The sequence below is a fragment of the Methylobacterium sp. PvP105 genome (assembly GCF_017876975.1).
GTDB lineage: Bacteria > Pseudomonadota > Alphaproteobacteria > Rhizobiales > Beijerinckiaceae > Methylobacterium > Methylobacterium radiotolerans.
The window spans coordinates 1,151,973-1,166,666 of sequence record NZ_JAGIPA010000001.1 but is presented as its reverse complement, the minus strand read 5'-3'; the positions used below and the strand labels follow the sequence as shown (position 1 = coordinate 1,166,666).

At 68.8% G+C, this 14,694-nt stretch carries 16 protein-coding genes and 1 pseudogene; 6 read left to right on the top strand and 11 right to left on the bottom strand.

Going from position 1 to position 14,694, the window contains the following annotated elements; all coding sequences use genetic code 11:
- Positions 1 to 30: 30 nt before the first annotated feature.
- From J3A75_RS05465 to J3A75_RS05455, 3 genes are all read right to left on the bottom strand, one after another.
- Positions 31 to 255: a hypothetical protein gene (locus J3A75_RS05465; RefSeq protein ID WP_070998469.1), complete on the bottom strand. Its 225-nt coding sequence runs from the start codon at positions 253 to 255 to the stop codon at positions 31 to 33.
- A 91-nt stretch (positions 256 to 346) separates the two neighbouring features.
- Complete coding sequence (locus tag J3A75_RS05460; RefSeq protein ID WP_070998467.1) at positions 347 to 715, bottom strand: SPW repeat protein; 369 nt, start codon at positions 713 to 715, stop codon at positions 347 to 349.
- Between the two features lie 401 nt (positions 716 to 1,116).
- Entirely contained in the window at positions 1,117 to 2,013 is an 897-nt protein-coding gene (locus J3A75_RS05455; RefSeq protein ID WP_012317416.1) for a LysR substrate-binding domain-containing protein, read from the bottom strand.
- Positions 2,014 to 2,339: 326 nt separating this feature from the next.
- Here J3A75_RS05455 and J3A75_RS05450 point away from each other — a divergent pair, with 326 nt between their 5' ends.
- From J3A75_RS05450 to J3A75_RS05440, 3 genes are all read left to right on the top strand, one after another.
- Positions 2,340 to 2,618 carry a hypothetical protein gene (locus J3A75_RS05450; RefSeq protein WP_012317415.1) on the top strand — a complete coding sequence of 93 codons (279 nt, stop codon included), beginning with the start codon at positions 2,340 to 2,342 and terminating at the stop codon, positions 2,616 to 2,618.
- A 329-nt stretch (positions 2,619 to 2,947) separates the two neighbouring features.
- Positions 2,948 to 4,648: an ABC transporter ATP-binding protein gene (locus J3A75_RS05445; protein ID WP_209649762.1), complete on the top strand. Its 1,701-nt coding sequence runs from the start codon at positions 2,948 to 2,950 to the stop codon at positions 4,646 to 4,648.
- Positions 4,632 to 5,654, top strand: a complete 1,023-nt coding sequence (locus J3A75_RS05440) for an efflux RND transporter periplasmic adaptor subunit (protein WP_012317413.1) — start codon at positions 4,632 to 4,634, stop codon at positions 5,652 to 5,654. Before J3A75_RS05445 ends, J3A75_RS05440 begins: the two co-directional genes overlap by 17 nt.
- Before the next feature lie 111 nt (positions 5,655 to 5,765).
- On the opposite strand, the gene J3A75_RS05435 is transcribed toward J3A75_RS05440, so the two are convergent.
- The 3 genes from J3A75_RS05435 to J3A75_RS05425 all read right to left on the bottom strand — a co-directional run bounded on the left by J3A75_RS05435 (position 5,766) and on the right by J3A75_RS05425 (position 8,393).
- The gene (locus J3A75_RS05435) at positions 5,766 to 6,155 is read right to left on the bottom strand and encodes a response regulator transcription factor (RefSeq protein ID WP_070998463.1); all 390 of its coding nucleotides are present in this window, start codon (positions 6,153 to 6,155) and stop codon (positions 5,766 to 5,768) included.
- A gap of 89 nt (positions 6,156 to 6,244) precedes the next feature.
- A complete protein-coding gene (gene fixJ, locus J3A75_RS05430) occupies positions 6,245 to 6,853 on the bottom strand; it encodes a response regulator FixJ (protein WP_012317411.1) in 609 nt (202 codons plus the stop codon).
- The gene (locus J3A75_RS05425) at positions 6,843 to 8,393 is read right to left on the bottom strand and encodes a PAS domain S-box protein (RefSeq protein ID WP_071000621.1); all 1,551 of its coding nucleotides are present in this window, start codon (positions 8,391 to 8,393) and stop codon (positions 6,843 to 6,845) included. The genes fixJ and J3A75_RS05425 overlap by 11 nt, the downstream gene beginning before the upstream one ends.
- A 261-nt stretch (positions 8,394 to 8,654) precedes the next feature.
- Here J3A75_RS05425 and J3A75_RS05420 point away from each other — a divergent pair, with 261 nt between their 5' ends.
- Complete coding sequence (locus tag J3A75_RS05420; RefSeq protein WP_070998461.1) at positions 8,655 to 9,515, top strand: universal stress protein; 861 nt, start codon at positions 8,655 to 8,657, stop codon at positions 9,513 to 9,515.
- Positions 9,516 to 9,757: 242 nt separating this feature from the next.
- On the opposite strand, the gene J3A75_RS05415 is transcribed toward J3A75_RS05420, so the two are convergent.
- The 5 genes from J3A75_RS05415 to J3A75_RS37230 form a co-directional block, all read right to left on the bottom strand.
- Complete coding sequence (locus J3A75_RS05415; protein WP_070998459.1) at positions 9,758 to 10,189, bottom strand: BLUF domain-containing protein; 432 nt, start codon at positions 10,187 to 10,189, stop codon at positions 9,758 to 9,760.
- A gap of 79 nt (positions 10,190 to 10,268) precedes the next feature.
- Complete coding sequence (locus tag J3A75_RS05410) at positions 10,269 to 10,595, bottom strand: c-type cytochrome (RefSeq protein ID WP_070998457.1); 327 nt, start codon at positions 10,593 to 10,595, stop codon at positions 10,269 to 10,271.
- On the bottom strand, positions 10,595 to 11,407 hold the full coding sequence (locus tag J3A75_RS05405) for a universal stress protein (RefSeq protein ID WP_070998455.1): 813 nt from the start codon (positions 11,405 to 11,407) through the stop codon (positions 10,595 to 10,597). The genes J3A75_RS05410 and J3A75_RS05405 overlap by 1 nt, the downstream gene beginning before the upstream one ends.
- 100 nt (positions 11,408 to 11,507) lie before the next feature.
- Positions 11,508 to 13,433, bottom strand: a complete 1,926-nt coding sequence (locus J3A75_RS05400; protein ID WP_070998453.1) for a heavy metal translocating P-type ATPase — start codon at positions 13,431 to 13,433, stop codon at positions 11,508 to 11,510.
- A gap of 64 nt (positions 13,434 to 13,497) precedes the next feature.
- Positions 13,498 to 13,770: a sensor histidine kinase gene (locus J3A75_RS37230; protein ID WP_024831162.1), complete on the bottom strand. Its 273-nt coding sequence runs from the start codon at positions 13,768 to 13,770 to the stop codon at positions 13,498 to 13,500.
- On the opposite strand from J3A75_RS37230, the pseudogene J3A75_RS37225 reads away from it, so the two are divergent.
- A pseudogene (locus J3A75_RS37225) lies at positions 13,690 to 14,253 on the top strand (efflux RND transporter periplasmic adaptor subunit); the annotation flags it as partial. The gene J3A75_RS37230 and the pseudogene J3A75_RS37225 overlap by 81 nt on opposite strands.
- A gap of 25 nt (positions 14,254 to 14,278) precedes the next feature.
- Positions 14,279 to 14,692, top strand: a complete 414-nt coding sequence (locus J3A75_RS37220) for a hypothetical protein (protein WP_312892934.1) — start codon at positions 14,279 to 14,281, stop codon at positions 14,690 to 14,692.
- The last annotated feature ends 2 nt before the right edge of the window (positions 14,693 to 14,694 follow it).

Here is a 14,694-nt window from a genome sequence, read left to right as displayed (position 1 = left end):
AGGGGAACTACGTAGCCTCGCTGGCCGCGATCAGATGCCCGCGGTCGCCACGAGCGCCCACGCGGGATCGGGGTCGGACAAACGGAGCAGACCGTTGCGTCCCGCGAGCATCCAGCCGACGGCGGTGGTAAGCCCGTACGCCAGCCCGCTCAGGACGAGCGTGACGACGTCGGCGTGGCTGCGGAGGGCGTGGATGCCGGCGCAGCCGGCCGTAAAGGTCGCCGCGGCGGCGAGCGCGACCGGGTCGAGTGGCATGGCGGCCTCCGGGTAGCGTTGCTTTAGGGAGATCGGCTACCGCCGCACTGGGCGAGGTACCAGCGCGGCCGCTGCGGCGACGGACGGTCGGTCAGACCGAGCGCGCCTGGGGCGACACGAACAGCCGCCAGATCTCGAATGCGGCCAGGGCGGCGACGGCAAGCCCGATCCCCACGTGCGTCCATGTTGGTATGGCCGAGTCCGCGAAGCCGAGTGCCCACGGGGCGATGGACACCCAGAGGCCGACGGCGAGGTTTATGTACTCCTCCCAATCGTAGGACTTGCTGAGGGCGAGCACCGAGATAATTGCGATGGCCATCCCGCACACGAAAGCGTTTCGGGCCGCGGCGGTCTCGCTTCCGAGGCTCAGGTACCAGGGCATCATGAGCAGAGCGACGCCGAGTAGGGCATTGAGGGCGTTCGGGATCATGTCCTCGGTTCGGTTCTCGATGGTTCGCATCGTCGCCTCCTTACGGGACGGGGGCACCGGTACTGGGCACGCCGAATGCCGAGCCCTTGGCGGCAGACGGCCTGCCACCTCCTGAAGCCGAGCATCCGGCAATGTCGCATCGAAGCTTTGATGTGGCTCAAGGAGCGCGAGGGGCGCCCGTCTTCACACCCCATAGCCATATGACCTGCGCTAAGCCGGCGCCTGGACCGCGACTGATCATGGCGACGGAGGAAGGTGACCATGCATGCAGCCCGCCGCGGGACTTCGCGGGCGCGGCGGCTTACGCGGAACGGCCCAGGGCCCACGTAGAGGGGACCGCGTGCGCCTTCCCCGTTCCGGCTAGCTCACAGCTTGGCGCGAAGGCCTCGCGAGGACCTTGATCTGACGCAATCCAGCAAGGACCGACGAAGTCAGGAGCCGACCGTCGCAGGGACCGCGACGCGACGCTCCAACGCCGCGACAATCGTCGTCGACAAAAGCTGCACCGCCGGCGAGACGTGGCCGGGAGCCTGGTAGAGGACGATCTCCGTATCGGAGAGCTTCGGCAGCCGAAGACGAGCCGAAACCGATACCATGTCCTCGGGGACCATCTCCGTCGGCAACACGGTCACCCCGAGCCCGGCCTGCACGGCGGCCTGCAATCCGGCCAGGCTCGGGCTGGTGTAGACGATGCGCCAGTCCCGGCCGGCGGCGTCGAGAGCCGACAGCGCGCGCTTGCGGTAGACGTCTGGCGCGGGTGACAGGACGAGCGGGATCGGACCGTTGCCCTCCGCGACCAGACGCGGCGATGCGACCCAGTCGAGCACCTCCCGCCAGACCTTAGTGCCGCCGCTCGGTCCCTGTGGCTCCCGCTTGAACAGGATCATGTCGTACCGGCCCTTGGAGAAGTCATCGAGCAAGTTGACCGTGAAGTCGCAATTCACTTCGAGCGCGACCTGCGGGTGGGCGCGGGCGAAGCACGCTAGAACCTCCGACAGGTGCGTGGTCGCGAAATCCTCCGGCGTGCCGAGCCGGACGACGCCTGTCAGTTCCGGCGTCACGATCTTGGACAGAACCTCGCCCCCGAGCTTGAGGATCTGCCGCGCGTAGGTGAGCAGTACCTCGCCCTCGGACGTCAGCTTGAGTTCTCGACCGTCACGGTCGAACAGGCGACGCGTGAGGCCGTCCTCCAGCCGTTTGATCTGCAGCGATACGGTCGATTGCGTCAGGCCCAGCCTGCTGGCCGCGCGCGTGAAGCTTCCGTTGTCGACGATGGCGACAAAGGTGCGCAGCAGGTCGAGGTCGAAAGGCAGGGACGGCCCGGGCATCGACCTCACGTCAGGTCACACGGGTCGGATCTCAAGCTCCTCGGTTGAGAATCCACTCATCCGGAATGGATCGCAAGGGCGTTGGGTGACAAAGCACACAGCACCTATTGAGAGTATACGGCGATTGAGGATTAAATCAGGGGGGCATATCCTAAATATTTGGTTTCACAATGATCTCCATTGAGAGTGTGAAATTGTAGGCCGAAGCTCAATACTCCAAATCAGGTTTGTGGATGGGGCGAACGCAAGCCGCCGATGCGGGTCTGCTCCAGCCGTTTGATCCACGGATAGGTCCCCACGACCGCAAACTTGATTGGAGACGAGTGATGAATGCGTCGAAGAAGTTATCAGCCGTGGCCATCACGGCCGCGCTCAGCGTCGCGCCGCTCTCCGCCGCGTTCGCCGATTTGCGCCTAGGTCCGGGATCGCGGCCTCTCCCGCAGACGACCTGGGACGGGCTCTCGACCGGTTCGCTCCTCCCGGCCGAGATCCTGACCCCGACCGTCGACGGCTGCCGCCGGAGCTCGGCTCAGGAGGGCAACGCCGACCAACAGCACTTCCCGGTGAAGCAGTACGGCCAGACGTCGGGCGGCTACCGCTGCTGAAGCGGGTGCCCTGCCTCGACCCGGCCGCCGTCCGGATAGCCGGCAATCGCTGTCGCCAACGCGGTCCGCCATGCAACGAACCATGGCGGACTGCGCTTGCGGTCCCGGCCTTCAGGGCATCCGCCGCACGCCCGGCGGCGGCGGCCCATCGCTTCGATCTAACACCGTGAGGATCGAGCACCGCCCAAGGCGGCTACCCTGTGTCGGTTCCGTGTTCCTTCCCCCCACGCATCCCACGGTTTTCTCCTCATTCTGAGGCCGCGCCCCGCCTCCGGGCCGGGACCGTCGTCCTCGCCCGCCCTCAATCCGGTCTCGAAGGTCCTCGCTACATGGATGCGACGAAACACAAACCGCTGACGCTCGCGGAAGCCTGCAGGCTCATCGGCCGTTTCCTCAGGCCGGAGGCCGGTTTCGTCTGGACTGCGGTCGTCTACGGCATCGCCGTGGCGCTCCTGGGCCTCGCCGTGCCGGTGTCGGTGCAGCTCCTGATCAACTCGGTGGCCAACACTGCGCTGCCGGCGCCCCTGTTCGTCCTGTCCGGGCTGCTCCTCGGCCTGCTGCTCGCCGCCGCCCTGCTGAGCGCCGCGCGGATCTATGTTTTGGCGCTGTTCGAGAGGCGCGTGTTCGCGAGAACCGTCGCGGACATCACCCTGCGCGCCCTCCATGCCAGAAACCCGCATTTCGACGATGCACGCCGCGGCGACCTGTTCAATCGCTTCTTCGACCTCATGACGGTCCAGAAGGCGGTACCGCATCTTCTGGTCGGCGGCTTTGCGATCCTCCTGCAGTCCGGGATCGGCCTCGTCCTGACGAGTTTCTATCATCCGTTCTTCCTCGCCTTTAATCTGGTCGTGGTCGCCGTGCTCGTCGGCATCGCGTTCCTCTGGGCGGCGCCGGCGGTCCGGTCCGGCGCGGCGCTGAGCCATGCCAAGCATGAGACGGCACGCTGGCTTGAGAGCGTCGGCAGTTCGAACGGCTTCTACAGGCATGGTGGTCGCCTCACGACCGCGCTTGCCCGTTCCGAGGCTTTGACCGCCACCTACGCGAGGGTGCATCGCCGCCATTTCCGTCACACCTTCGCACAGACCATCGGATTCCTCATGGTCTACGCCATTGCGAGCGCTGGGCTTTTGGCGATGGGTGGGTGGCTCATCCTGCAAGGGCAGTTATCGCTCGGGCAACTCGTGGCGGCGGAACTCGTCCTGTCGAGCGCCTTCTATGGGATCTCGCAACTGGGCTCCCACGCGCGGACCTTCTACGACCTCGTCGCGGCGCTCCACGAGCTGTCGCTGTTCGAAGAGATCGAGCAGGCCGACGGCGGCGGGGGGAACGGCCCTGGTCCGGCCGACGGGAACCTGTGCTTGCGCGACGTCGAGCACGATGGCCTGCGCTTCGACTTCGCGGTCGAGCGCGGCGAGATCCTCGCCGTGGCCGCCGGCGAAGGTGTCGAGCAGGCAATTGCGGACCTCATCGAGAGGAGGGTCCGGCCCGTGCGCGGCTGGGTGATGGTCGGGGGAGCCGACATCGCGGCCTTCGGTCCGGAGGGTCTGCAGTCCGAGATCCTCGTCCTGGATCGGCCGACGCTGCCCGAGACGACCATCCGCCAGTACCTGTCGGGCGACGACGAGTCGTGCCCCGCTCGGATGCACGAGTGCCTTGAACGTGTCGGGCTGGCTGAGCGCATCCGGCGCCTGCCCTCCGGTCTCGACACCGCCTTGTCCAAGTCCGGCTTGCCGCTCTCAACGGGCGAGGTCGTCGCCCTAAAGCTGGCCGCCGCCCTCTTGCGGCCGCCAAAGCTCCTCGTCCTGCCGACGCTCCTCGACCTGTTGCCACCGGATCGCATCGGGGCTGCGCTCGCGGGGTTCCGGGAGGCGGGCACGACGGTGCTGCATGTCACCCGCCGCCCCCCGATGCCGGTTCACGACGACCAGATCCGCCTGGGCGCCCACGGATACGGGCGCGCGGCCGGACGTGTGGACCAGCTCGACAAGACGACGCCGACGGAGAAGCCCCATGCTGTCGCGGCCTGAACATCTCCATCGCTTTCCGACCCTGACCGCGATCCGGCCTCCGCGTGCGGTGGTCGTCCTCGGCTGGATCATCGGGCTCGGAACCGTCGTCGCAGTCCTGCTCCTCCTGTACGTGCCCTGGGTGCAGACCTCGGCCGGGACCGGGCGCGTCATCGCGCCCAACCCCGCCGACCGGGTGCAGACGGTCACGGCACTGGTCCAGGGCCGGGTGGAGCATTGGTACGTCGAGGATGGCCAGCGGGTCCGCGCCGGGGATCCCATCGCCCGCCTCGTCGACAACGACCCTTTCCTTCTCAAGCGCCTGGGCGCCGAGCGAGAGCAGATCGAGGCCGAGATCGCAGCGGCCGATCAGGCCGTGAAGGTGGCGGAGAGCCAGGTCAGCCAGACGCGCGAGGCCGCGGAGAAGGGGTTCGTGACGCGGCGCAACTTCGAGGCCGCGCAGATCCGCGTCGCGGAGCAACGGGCGAAGCTGGCCGAGTCCAAGGCCAAGCTCAGCCGGCTCGAAGTGACCTTGAACCGCCAGTCGGCGCAGCTCGTTCGCGCGCCCAGGGACGGCCGCGTTCTGCACATCAACGCCGCGGCGGCCGGCGCGCTGGTCAACGCGGGGGACACACTGGCCACCCTCGCGCCGCACGCGCCGGAACGCGTCGTTGAGCTGATGGTCGACGGGCGGGACGTCGCCCTGATCCGACCTGGGCAGAGCGTGCGCCTCGCCTTCGAGGGTTGGCCAGCCATCCAATTCAGCGGCTGGCCCTCGGTGGCGCATGGTATGTTCGACGGGCGGGTGAGGGCCATCGACCCGTCGGCCCAACCAAGCGGCCGTTTTCGCGTGCTCGTCGAGCAGGACGCCGGCAGCTCCGCGTGGCCCGACGTCGACTTCATCCCGCTCGGAGCTAAGGCGCGGGGCTGGATACGGATGGAGACCGTCTCGCTCGGCTACGAGCTGTGGCGCGTGCTCAACAACTTGCCGCTGGATTTTCCCAAGACGCCTCAAAACCCGATCTGAAGAGTTCAGTCACAAACCAATTCTCCGCAGACGCTCTGGAGAGCGTGCCAAGGGTCTGCTTTGTATTACTGGAGCGTAGGTGTGTGGCCGGGGCCATGCTGGCGCTATGCCTCAAGTTCGCGAAGCCGAAATCCCGGCGGCCTCCTCGCCGAGAAGTCCGAAGAGCGCGTCGAACACGAGGGGTTTTTCGATCAATGGAATGCCCGCAATCCGAGCCCACGTCCGGATGCCCGGGTCGGGATGGCCAGTGATCAGCACGACGGGGACATGCGCGTCGAGGTCGCGCAGGCGGCCGAAAACCTCAAGACCGTCCATCCCCGCCATGACCTGATCGAGCAGTACGAAGGCCGGTCGCGGGCCGGGAAAGGCCGCCAGCAGTTCGCTGCCGTCGGCGAAGGTCTCGACGCGGTGGCCTTCGCATTCGATCAGGCAGCGCGTGGAATGCAGGATGGCCGGGTCGTCGTCCACGACATCGATGAGGGTCTCGCGGGCCCATGGCATGGCGCGCACCGTTCAATGTGGCTCTGCGTTGAAGCCGCCACCAAGCGTTCGCGGATCGGGCGCTCGCCTTGACCTGCCTCAAGCCCGCGTCAGGCTAGCCCGGCCAGCACCGACCAGCGCACCAATTCCTGCAGGCTCTCCGCCCGCGTCTTGGCCATGAGCTTGGCCCGGTAGATCTCGACCGTGCGCGGGCTGATGTCGAGCGTCCGACCGATCTCCTTGCTTGTGCCTCCGGCGACGAGGTGGTTCAGGACCTGCCGCTCGCGCTCGCTCAGGGTTCCGAACCGTCGCACGAACTCCCGCAGCGTCGGGTCGACCGCTCCGGCGGCCCCGCCGCGCTCCAAGGCCGACCTGAGCGCTTGGATGAGCGCCTCGTCGTCGAACGGCTTTTCGATGAAGTCGCAGGCGCCGAGCTTCATCGCCTCGACAGCGAGCGGCACGTCCCCGTGTCCCGTCATCATCACCACCGGCAAGGCGTGCCCCGCCGCCCGCAGGCGGCGCAGCAGTTCCAGCCCGTCGATGCCGGGCATGCGGATGTCGGTCAGGACGCATCCCCCGGCCGGCTCCTTCAGCCCGTCGAGCAGGTCCGCCCCGGCCTCGTAGAGCCGGACATCGAAGCCCTCGGTCCCGAGCAGGAAGCCGACGGAGTCCCGCATGGCCGGATCGTCGTCCACGACGTGCACGAGGTCAGTCGCCATCGGGCGGGTCTCCCACGTGAGCGGCCTGGAGCGTCAGCCGGAAAGTCGCCCCGCCGGTTTCGTTGCGTTCGACGTCGAGGCGGCCGCCATGCGCCTCGACGATGGTGCGGCAGATCGAGAGACCGACGCCCATGCCACTTCGCTTCGTGGTGACGAACGGCTGGAACAGCCTGTCCGCGACCTCCGCGGCGATGCCAGGCCCGGTATCCGATACAGTGATCTCGACCGTCTCCCCGTCGACGGACCTCGCCTCCACGGTCAGTTCGCGCCTGTCGCCCTGGTGCATGGCCTCGCGGGCGTTGCGCAGGAGGTTCACCAAGACCTGCTGCACCTGCACCCGGTCGGCGAGGACGCAGCCGGCCCGCGGGTCAACGGCGACGCGCGCGGCGATGCCCTGCTCGCGCGCGCCGACCAGCGCCAGCGCGCTGGCCTCCTCGATCAGCCGCGCGACCGGCTCGACCCGCTTCTCCGCCTCGCCGCGGGCTACGAACTCGCGCAGGCGCCGGATGATCTGGCCGGCCCGCAGCGCTTGCTCGGCGGTCTTGTCGAGGACTTCCATCGTCCGAGCGATGGCCTCGGGATCGGCCCGAGCCAGCAGGCGGCGGCAGCCCTTGGTGTAGTTGGCGATGGCGCCGAGCGGTTGGTTCAGTTCGTGCGCGAGCGCGGAGGCCATCTCGCCCATCGCGCTGAGCCGCGAGACGTGGGCGAGCTCGGACTGAAGTTCCTGGAGGCGGGCCTGGGTGCGCTGGTGCTCCGTGAGGTCGTTGATGAAACCGGTGAAGTACACCTGCTCGCCCGAGCGCATCTCGCCGATGGCGAGCTCCATCGGGAAGGTGGAGCCGTCCCGCCTCCGGCCGGTCACGACCCGGTTGGTGCCGATGATGTGGCGTTCCCGGGTGCGGCGATAGCGGTCGAGGTAGCCGTCGTGCTCGCCCTGCATCGGCTCCGGCATCAGGATGCGGACGTTCCGCCCGACCGCCTCGCCGGCCGCGTAGCCGAACAGGCGCTCGGCCGCGGCGCTGAACGAGTGGATCAGGCCCTTCTCGTCGATGACGACCATCGCCTCGGGCACGGTGTCGAGGATCGAGCGCAGATGCGCCTCGCGGGCCCGGATGTCCTCCTCGGCCCGCTTCTGCTCGTCGATGCTCAGGACCACCCCGCGATGCCGTGCCGGCCGGCCGGCGTCGTCGAAGCTCACCCGCCCGCGCGAACGCAGCCAGCAGACGGACCCATCGGGACGAACGACGCGGTAGTCGGCCTCGTAGCTTCCGCCCTCACGCAACGCCCGCTGGATGGCGTCAGCGCGGGCCTGCCGGTCGTCCGGATGGACGAGCGCCTGTGTGTCGGCGAAGGTGGTGAGCCGCTCGGGCGGCACCCCGAACAGGTGTGCGCAGGTCGGCGAGGCGGTGGCCCGCCCGGTCTCGATGTCCAGCGACCAGACGCAGATGCCGACATCGTCGAGAGTCCGCCGAAGCTCGTCGCTCGCCCGCGTGACGTCGCGCTCAAAGTCGGCGCTGGGCCTGTCGACGGTGTCCGTCATCGAGCGCACCCGTGAAAGTCCTTCGTGCGGCCGTCGTGGAACTCGTCTGTGTCCGACCGCGGGGCGGCTGCATCGCGTGCCTGGTCATTACTGCGATTCCGGGGCGGGGAACAGCCGCCGGTGCGTATTCGCCGCCGGGGTCGAGTAGTTCTTTGGGCCGAACCGGCAATGATACCGCGTCACCCGAGACGCTTGAGGTGGATCAACGCGGCGCGGTCGCGACTAGAGGAACCATCGGACGGCGGAACCCGGAGAACATCCATGTCCAGACCTAGCCCTTCGCCCCTCGCGGGCATCCGAGACATCCTCGTCGGAACCGCCGTGGAGGGCGAGCGTGAGGAAGCCTCGTCGGCCATCGGATACGGCCTGACCTTGGCCAAAGCCGCCGGCGCTCACCTCACCGTTCAGTCGGCCTCGTGGCGCCTGTCGGGCGATGACGCCTGGCTCGGCGAGTTTGACTACGAAGGCGTGTCGGTCGTGGACCGACGGCTCGACGAACTGGCCCGCTCCATCGCCGAGCGCTCGGCCGGGGACGCCGCGCAGGCCGGCGTGGTCTGCACGACCGAGGCGCCGAGCCTGCCCTATCCGGAGATCGTGAGCCGTCTCGCCACGCGCGCGCGCCTGTACGACCTGACGGTCCTGGACATCGGTCCGCGGACGTACGACCTCGACCGCGAGATGGTCGAGAAGGCGCTTTTCCACAGCGGTCGGCCGGTCATCGCCGTCCCGCCTGGACGCGACGCCTTCGTCGCGCGGCGGATCATCGTCGCCTGGGACGGCAGCGCCCAGGCCGCTCGGGCCGCCAACGACGCCTTACCGTTCCTGCGTTCAGCCGAGGCGGTCGAGATCGTCTCGGTCGGCACCGAAGCGGAAATCCACGAAGCGGTGCCGGGCGCCGAGTTCGCGCCCCACCTCGCCCGGCATGGGGTGAATGTCAGCGTCAATGATCTTCCGGAGCGGGATAGCGTCGCCGATACGTTGCGCGTCCAGGCCGGCTTGTTCCGGGCCGACATGATCGTCATGGGTGCCTACCGGCACTCCCCAACCCGCGAATACTTCTTCGGTGGCGTCACGCGCTCTTTCCTCAGGGGTAGCCCGGCAGCCCTGTTCCTGTCTCGCTGAAGCCTGGAGGACGACGATGACGGAGCGAGATCCTCAACGGAACGTCGCGAAAGGCCGGGTTTTTCGGTCGCGTAAACGCGGGCGCCTCTCCGAGCCGGCTGCGACGCAGTCGAAGGCCGACGAAGCGCCACCCCAGGTCCGTGCACCGAACAGGATAGAATGGGCCGGCCCGCTGAACGAGGAAGAGCGCGCCGCGCTTGGGGCTGGCTGGAGCTTCGTTGAGTGAAGGGGCCGCGCACGGCCTACGGCGGCCCGAGCTTGCCGGGCCGCCAAATTCGTGCACGCGCGAGTTCCCCAATGGCCTGGATCAAGCGGTGCACGTCGCCTCGATGCGGCAGGGGCGTGGCGCGCTCGGTCAGAGTTCCGATCAGCCCATCGACGAAAACGGAGGCGCCGGAATAGGCCAGGGTCCAGTCCGCGAAGCGCCGCCTGTCGATGTCATCGTAGACTAGCACCTCCACGCCTGCATGGCGCCGATCGCGCTGGATGCTGTCCATCAGCGCGTCCACCGCGGCGCGGGGGCCTTCGAGTATCTGTGCGAAACGCTCGCGCGACGCGACGAGTGCTCCGGTGATGCCGAGTTGTGCGTTTCTGGCCAGCGACGTCTCGACGATGTTCCGGACCTCAACGTCGGAGGACATCCGCCGGCTGACGTAGAGAAGCGACCCTTCCATGGTGCTCGTCCCTTCGGGGCTCGGCGTCCCGTCGAACCCTCGCCCTTGGTGTCCGGCTGCCGGCGCTTTGACGTCCGTCTCACCGCCTCAGCGTCCGCATATAGGCCGTCAGGTCGGCCGCATCGCTCGGATCGAGCCGGAAGTCCGGCATGGCCGGATGCCGGCGTTCGACGCCTTCATCTAGGACGTCGGCAAGGTCGCCTATGGGAAAGCGCTCGGCGAGCGAGCGGAACGGCGGCGCCTCACGCATAGGGCTCGCGCCCGTCATGCGGACGGCGTGACAGCGCGCGCAGACGATGCCCGCCAGGGCGCGGCCGCGCGCGGCGGAAGCCTCTTCCGCCGCCGCAGGCCCGGCGAGCAGTCGGAGCGCGATGCTCGCGCCGATCAAGAAACGCCTGCTGGGCATCAATGGCACATCAGGCTGCAGAAAGGGGAGCGGTCCAAGAGGTCTCGCGTCACGCCGCCGAATATCCACTCCCGCAACCGAGAATGGCCGTAGGCGCCGAGGACGATCAGGTCGGCGTCCTGCATCAGGGCGAAGCGCAGGATCTCCGAGCCGTCGTCGTCCTTTGTGTGCAGGCGGTGCGGTGTGACGTGGGCACCGTGCCGCGCGAGGTGGTAGGCGACGTCTTCCACGCCCTTAAGGCGTGCGTCCGTGCCGACCGTCGCGACGAGGACCTGGTCCGCCTCCCGGATGAGTGGCAGCGCGGCCGACACCGCCCGTCGTGCTTCGGGGCTATCCTTCCAGGCGACCAAGATGCGCGCCGCCTTCAGGTGCGCGGTCCTCGGCGGCACGACCAGGACCGGCCTGCCTGCCTCCATGAGCACGGGCCCGGGCGGCACGCCGAGAGGCCCTGGATCCTGGTCTCCGAGACCCTTCCGGCTCACGATCACGAGGTCCGCGGCGCGCGCCTGCTCGATGAGATGTGCGGTGGCGTCGGCGAAGCACCAGCGCCAGTCGGTGGGAATGCCATTCCCGGCGAAGCGTTCGAACGACGCATGAGCCTGTTCCAGGATGGCTTGTATCTGCGCCTTGTTGCGGCCTTCCTGGTCGATGGCATCGTAGATGTCCCGCACCAGGATGGGCGCTGGAACGGTGTGGGCGGCCACACCTGTCAGGGTCGCCCCGAAGCGTCGGGCCAAGTCGGCGGCAAGCCGTATCCGATCCGGTGCGGCCTCGCCGAGGTCGGCGGACACGAGGATGTTCGCGTAGTCCATGGCGGCCTCCGTTGTGCATCGATGCCGACGAGGAAAGCCTGTTCTTGGTTGGAACGGGCCACCTTGATCCATCGCAAGCCCCGTGTTCCGTCGACCGGCCTCATGGATGCCGCGCAGCCTCCCGCGCCATCGGCTTGCGAGCGTCTCGGGGACCGCCGAGCGCCCGCATGGCGTTGAGGATAACCGCTACATCGATGAGCTCTTGGAGCAACGCGCCCTGGAGGGGCGTGAGGTGTCCTAGTGCCGCCGCGGTCATGCCGGCGAGCGACAGGCCAAGGCCGATCCATACGCTTTGAAGCGCGATGGCGCGGGCCCGCTTGGCAATGCGGATGGCTTGGGGCAGGGGCGCCAAGCTGTCGACCAGTAGAACGACGTCCGCGGCTTCGGCCGCGGCCGCCGCACCCCTCGCGCCGAGTGCCACGCCGAGATCTGCGGCCGCCAGGGCGGGCGCGTCGTTGACACCGTCGCCGACCATCATCACCGGACCGTTGCGGCGCTCGGCGGCCACGGTGTCCGTCTTCGCCGTCGGGTCGAGGTCGGCGGCGACGGCGTCTACAGGCAGACCAGCGACGAGCGCCTCGGCGACGATGCGCCGGTCTCCAGTCGCGAGTAACACCCGCTCGATGCCGCACGCGCGCAGTTCCAGAAGCGCGCTGCCGCCGTCCGCACGGAGCGGGTCGGCGAACTCCAGGATGGCGGCCGGCGCGCCGTCAATGGCGACCAGCACCGTCGCCGCGGCTGCCGCCAGGCCTCGCGCCTCGTCCGGTATTCGGAAGTCGATCCCGTGGATTCGCATCAGGTGCAGCCCCCCGACGACGAGGTGCCGCCCCTCCACGAGACCGGTCACGCCTTCCCCAGGCGTCTCCTCGACGGCTTCGGGTTGCGAGAGCGTCAGGCCGCGTTGGCGCGCCTCTTCCACCAGAGCCTGCCCTACCGGGTGGCCCGAGGCTTGTTCGAGGGACGCCGCGAGCCCGAGCACCTCGTCCTCGTCAACGGCGCCGAGGGTCCGCAGGGCCACCATCCGGGCGGTGCCGTGGGTCAAGGTGCCGGTTTTGTCGACGACCAGGACGCGGACCTTGGCCAGCATCTCAAGGGCACCACCGCCCTTGATAAGGACGCCGATGCCGGCGGCGCGGGAGAGGCCGGAGACGAGCGCAACGGGCACCGCCAGGATCAGCGGGCACGGGGTGGCGACGACCAGCACGGCCAGCGCCCGAGCGGGGTCGTCGGTGGCGAGCCAAGCGCCTCCGGCCAGCAGCAGTGTGAGCATGAGGAAGGCGAGACCGTACCGGTCCGCCAAGCGGGCCATCGGCGCCTTTCGGGCCTGCGCCGCATCCACGAGACGGATGATCCCGGCATACGTGCTCTCGGCCGCGGGCCGATCTGCGACCAGCGTGAACGGCGTGCCCGCGTTCACCGTCCCGCTCAGCACGGGCTCGTTCGCGAGGGCGGTGACGGGCAGCGCCTCGCCGGTCAGGCTCGAACGGTCGAGCACGGCGCGGCCTGCGGCGACCCGGCCGTCCACCGGCACGACGTCGCCGACGCGCACGAGGATGCGGTCTCCCGGGACCAACGCCGCAAGGGGCACCTCCGTCAGCACCCCGCCGTCCTCGCGCAGGGCGGTCCGGGGCTGGCGCGCGATCAGCGCGGTCATGGCCCTGCCGGCACGGCCGGACGCGTACGCCTCCAACGACTGGCCGCCGGCGTACATCAGGGCGATGACGGCGCCGGCCAGCGGCTGCGACAGCGCGAGCGCGCCGCCCATCGAGAGCAGGGCGACGAGGTCGAGCCCAACGTCGCCCTTCGCCAGGCTCGTAACAATCTGGAATACGAGGGCTCCGAGGACCGCCAGGGTCGCGAGGGTCCAGGCCGCCGCCGCGATATCTGCCCGACCGAAGACCTGCACAGCCAAGCCGACACAGAGGCCGGCAAGCGGCAGGGCTGCAAGCCACCCGTGCACGCCCGGCGTCCATCCGGCGGCCACCGGTCGATCCGTCTCGGGCGAGCTTAGGGCTGACGACTTCATGTCTGCCCCTCCCGTTCGAGCCTACGAGATGAGCTCGGTCCGGCTTTGCAGGCCTTGCGCTGGATCAACGCGTCGCGGCGGGACCGCAGATATCGTGCTCGCTCGCCGGCAGGCCTGGGCCGGTATCCTCCACGGCCACCTCGATCGCTTGGCCGGTCCAGGCGACCGCAACCTGGACAGTCCCTCCCGGGGGCGTGAACTTCACGGCATTGTCGATGAGATTCGAAAGGGCCTTGAAGCAGAGGTCCCGGTCGCCGTGGACGGTGAAAGGTCCCACAGCCGAGAGGACGAGCCGGACGCCGCTCTCTTCGGCCTCGGGCTCGAAGAAGCCGCGCACGCAGGGACGTGTGCTGAGCCTCGCCGTCCGGCCCGGGACCGGGTGACGGCGGGGCAGACGCTCGCGACCCTCGATGCCGCCTTCCTCCTCGACGCCCGCAACGGGCTCCAGGCGGCTGAAGCCGCCCTCGGCGAGGCGCGGGCCTCCGAGGCGGTGGCAGCGCTACAGGTGAAGCGTGGGCTGGAGCAGCTGATATTCGGTGGCGTGGCGCAAGCCGAGGTCGAGCGGCGGCAGGTCGATCTCGCCAAAGCACAGGCGGCGGTCAAGTCTGCGCAGGCGAACGCGGAGATGTACCGGTCGCAGTACCAACGCCTCGCCCCGGCCGAGGGCGCCGCGCCGGGCACCAGCGCCGTGGTCACGCCGATTGCCGGCGTAGTGACGAGCGTCGGCATCACCCTGGGCGAGGTGGTCGATACCGGGCGCGACGCCTTTACGATGGCCGATCCCACCCGTGTCGTCGTGCTGGCGAACCTCTACGGGGCCGATATCTCCCGGGTGAAGGCCGGGGATGCGGTCTCGGTGGAGAGCCCGGCCCGGCCATCCGCCCTTCGAGGGCCATATCCGTTCGGTCAACGCCGCCCTCGATCCGGCGACGAACACGGCTCCGGCGCAAATCGAGCTCGACAACCCGCAGGATCTCCTGCGCGCCAACCTTTTCGTCTCGGTGACGGTCGCGGCTTATGTCGGTCGCGACGGCGTGACCATCCCGGCGGCGGCCGTGCAGCAGACGGACACCGGCCCCATCGCCTTCGTGCGCACGGCCCCGGACAGGTTCGAGCGGCGGGCCCTGACGCTGGGCATCCAGCGCACCGACTGGGTGGAGGTGCGCCGAGGCGTGGCGGCGGGTGAGAGTGTTGCGACCGCGGGCAGCTTCGGCCTGAAGGCCATCCTGCTGCGCAGCCTTATCGGCTCGACGGATTGAGC

Coding starts and splice junctions, on each gene's coding strand:
- J3A75_RS05465 (WP_070998469.1), bottom strand. CDS start 255: ATGCCACTCGACCCGGTCGCGCTCGCCGCCGCGGCGACCTTTACGGCC.
- J3A75_RS05460 (WP_070998467.1), bottom strand. CDS start 715: ATGCGAACCATCGAGAACCGAACCGAGGACATGATCCCGAACGCCCTC.
- J3A75_RS05455 (WP_012317416.1), bottom strand. CDS start 2,013: ATGCCCGGGCCGTCCCTGCCTTTCGACCTCGACCTGCTGCGCACCTTT.
- J3A75_RS05450 (WP_012317415.1), top strand. CDS start 2,340: ATGAATGCGTCGAAGAAGTTATCAGCCGTGGCCATCACGGCCGCGCTC.
- J3A75_RS05445 (WP_209649762.1), top strand. CDS start 2,948: ATGGATGCGACGAAACACAAACCGCTGACGCTCGCGGAAGCCTGCAGG.
- J3A75_RS05440 (WP_012317413.1), top strand. CDS start 4,632: ATGCTGTCGCGGCCTGAACATCTCCATCGCTTTCCGACCCTGACCGCG.
- J3A75_RS05435 (WP_070998463.1), bottom strand. CDS start 6,155: ATGCCATGGGCCCGCGAGACCCTCATCGATGTCGTGGACGACGACCCG.
- fixJ (WP_012317411.1), bottom strand. CDS start 6,853: ATGGCGACTGACCTCGTGCACGTCGTGGACGACGATCCGGCCATGCGG.
- J3A75_RS05425 (WP_071000621.1), bottom strand. CDS start 8,393: ATGACGGACACCGTCGACAGGCCCAGCGCCGACTTTGAGCGCGACGTC.
- J3A75_RS05420 (WP_070998461.1), top strand. CDS start 8,655: ATGTCCAGACCTAGCCCTTCGCCCCTCGCGGGCATCCGAGACATCCTC.
- J3A75_RS05415 (WP_070998459.1), bottom strand. CDS start 10,189: ATGGAAGGGTCGCTTCTCTACGTCAGCCGGCGGATGTCCTCCGACGTT.
- J3A75_RS05410 (WP_070998457.1), bottom strand. CDS start 10,595: ATGCCCAGCAGGCGTTTCTTGATCGGCGCGAGCATCGCGCTCCGACTG.
- J3A75_RS05405 (WP_070998455.1), bottom strand. CDS start 11,407: ATGGACTACGCGAACATCCTCGTGTCCGCCGACCTCGGCGAGGCCGCA.
- J3A75_RS05400 (WP_070998453.1), bottom strand. CDS start 13,433: ATGAAGTCGTCAGCCCTAAGCTCGCCCGAGACGGATCGACCGGTGGCC.
- J3A75_RS37220 (WP_312892934.1), top strand. CDS start 14,279: ATGCGGTCTCGGTGGAGAGCCCGGCCCGGCCATCCGCCCTTCGAGGGC.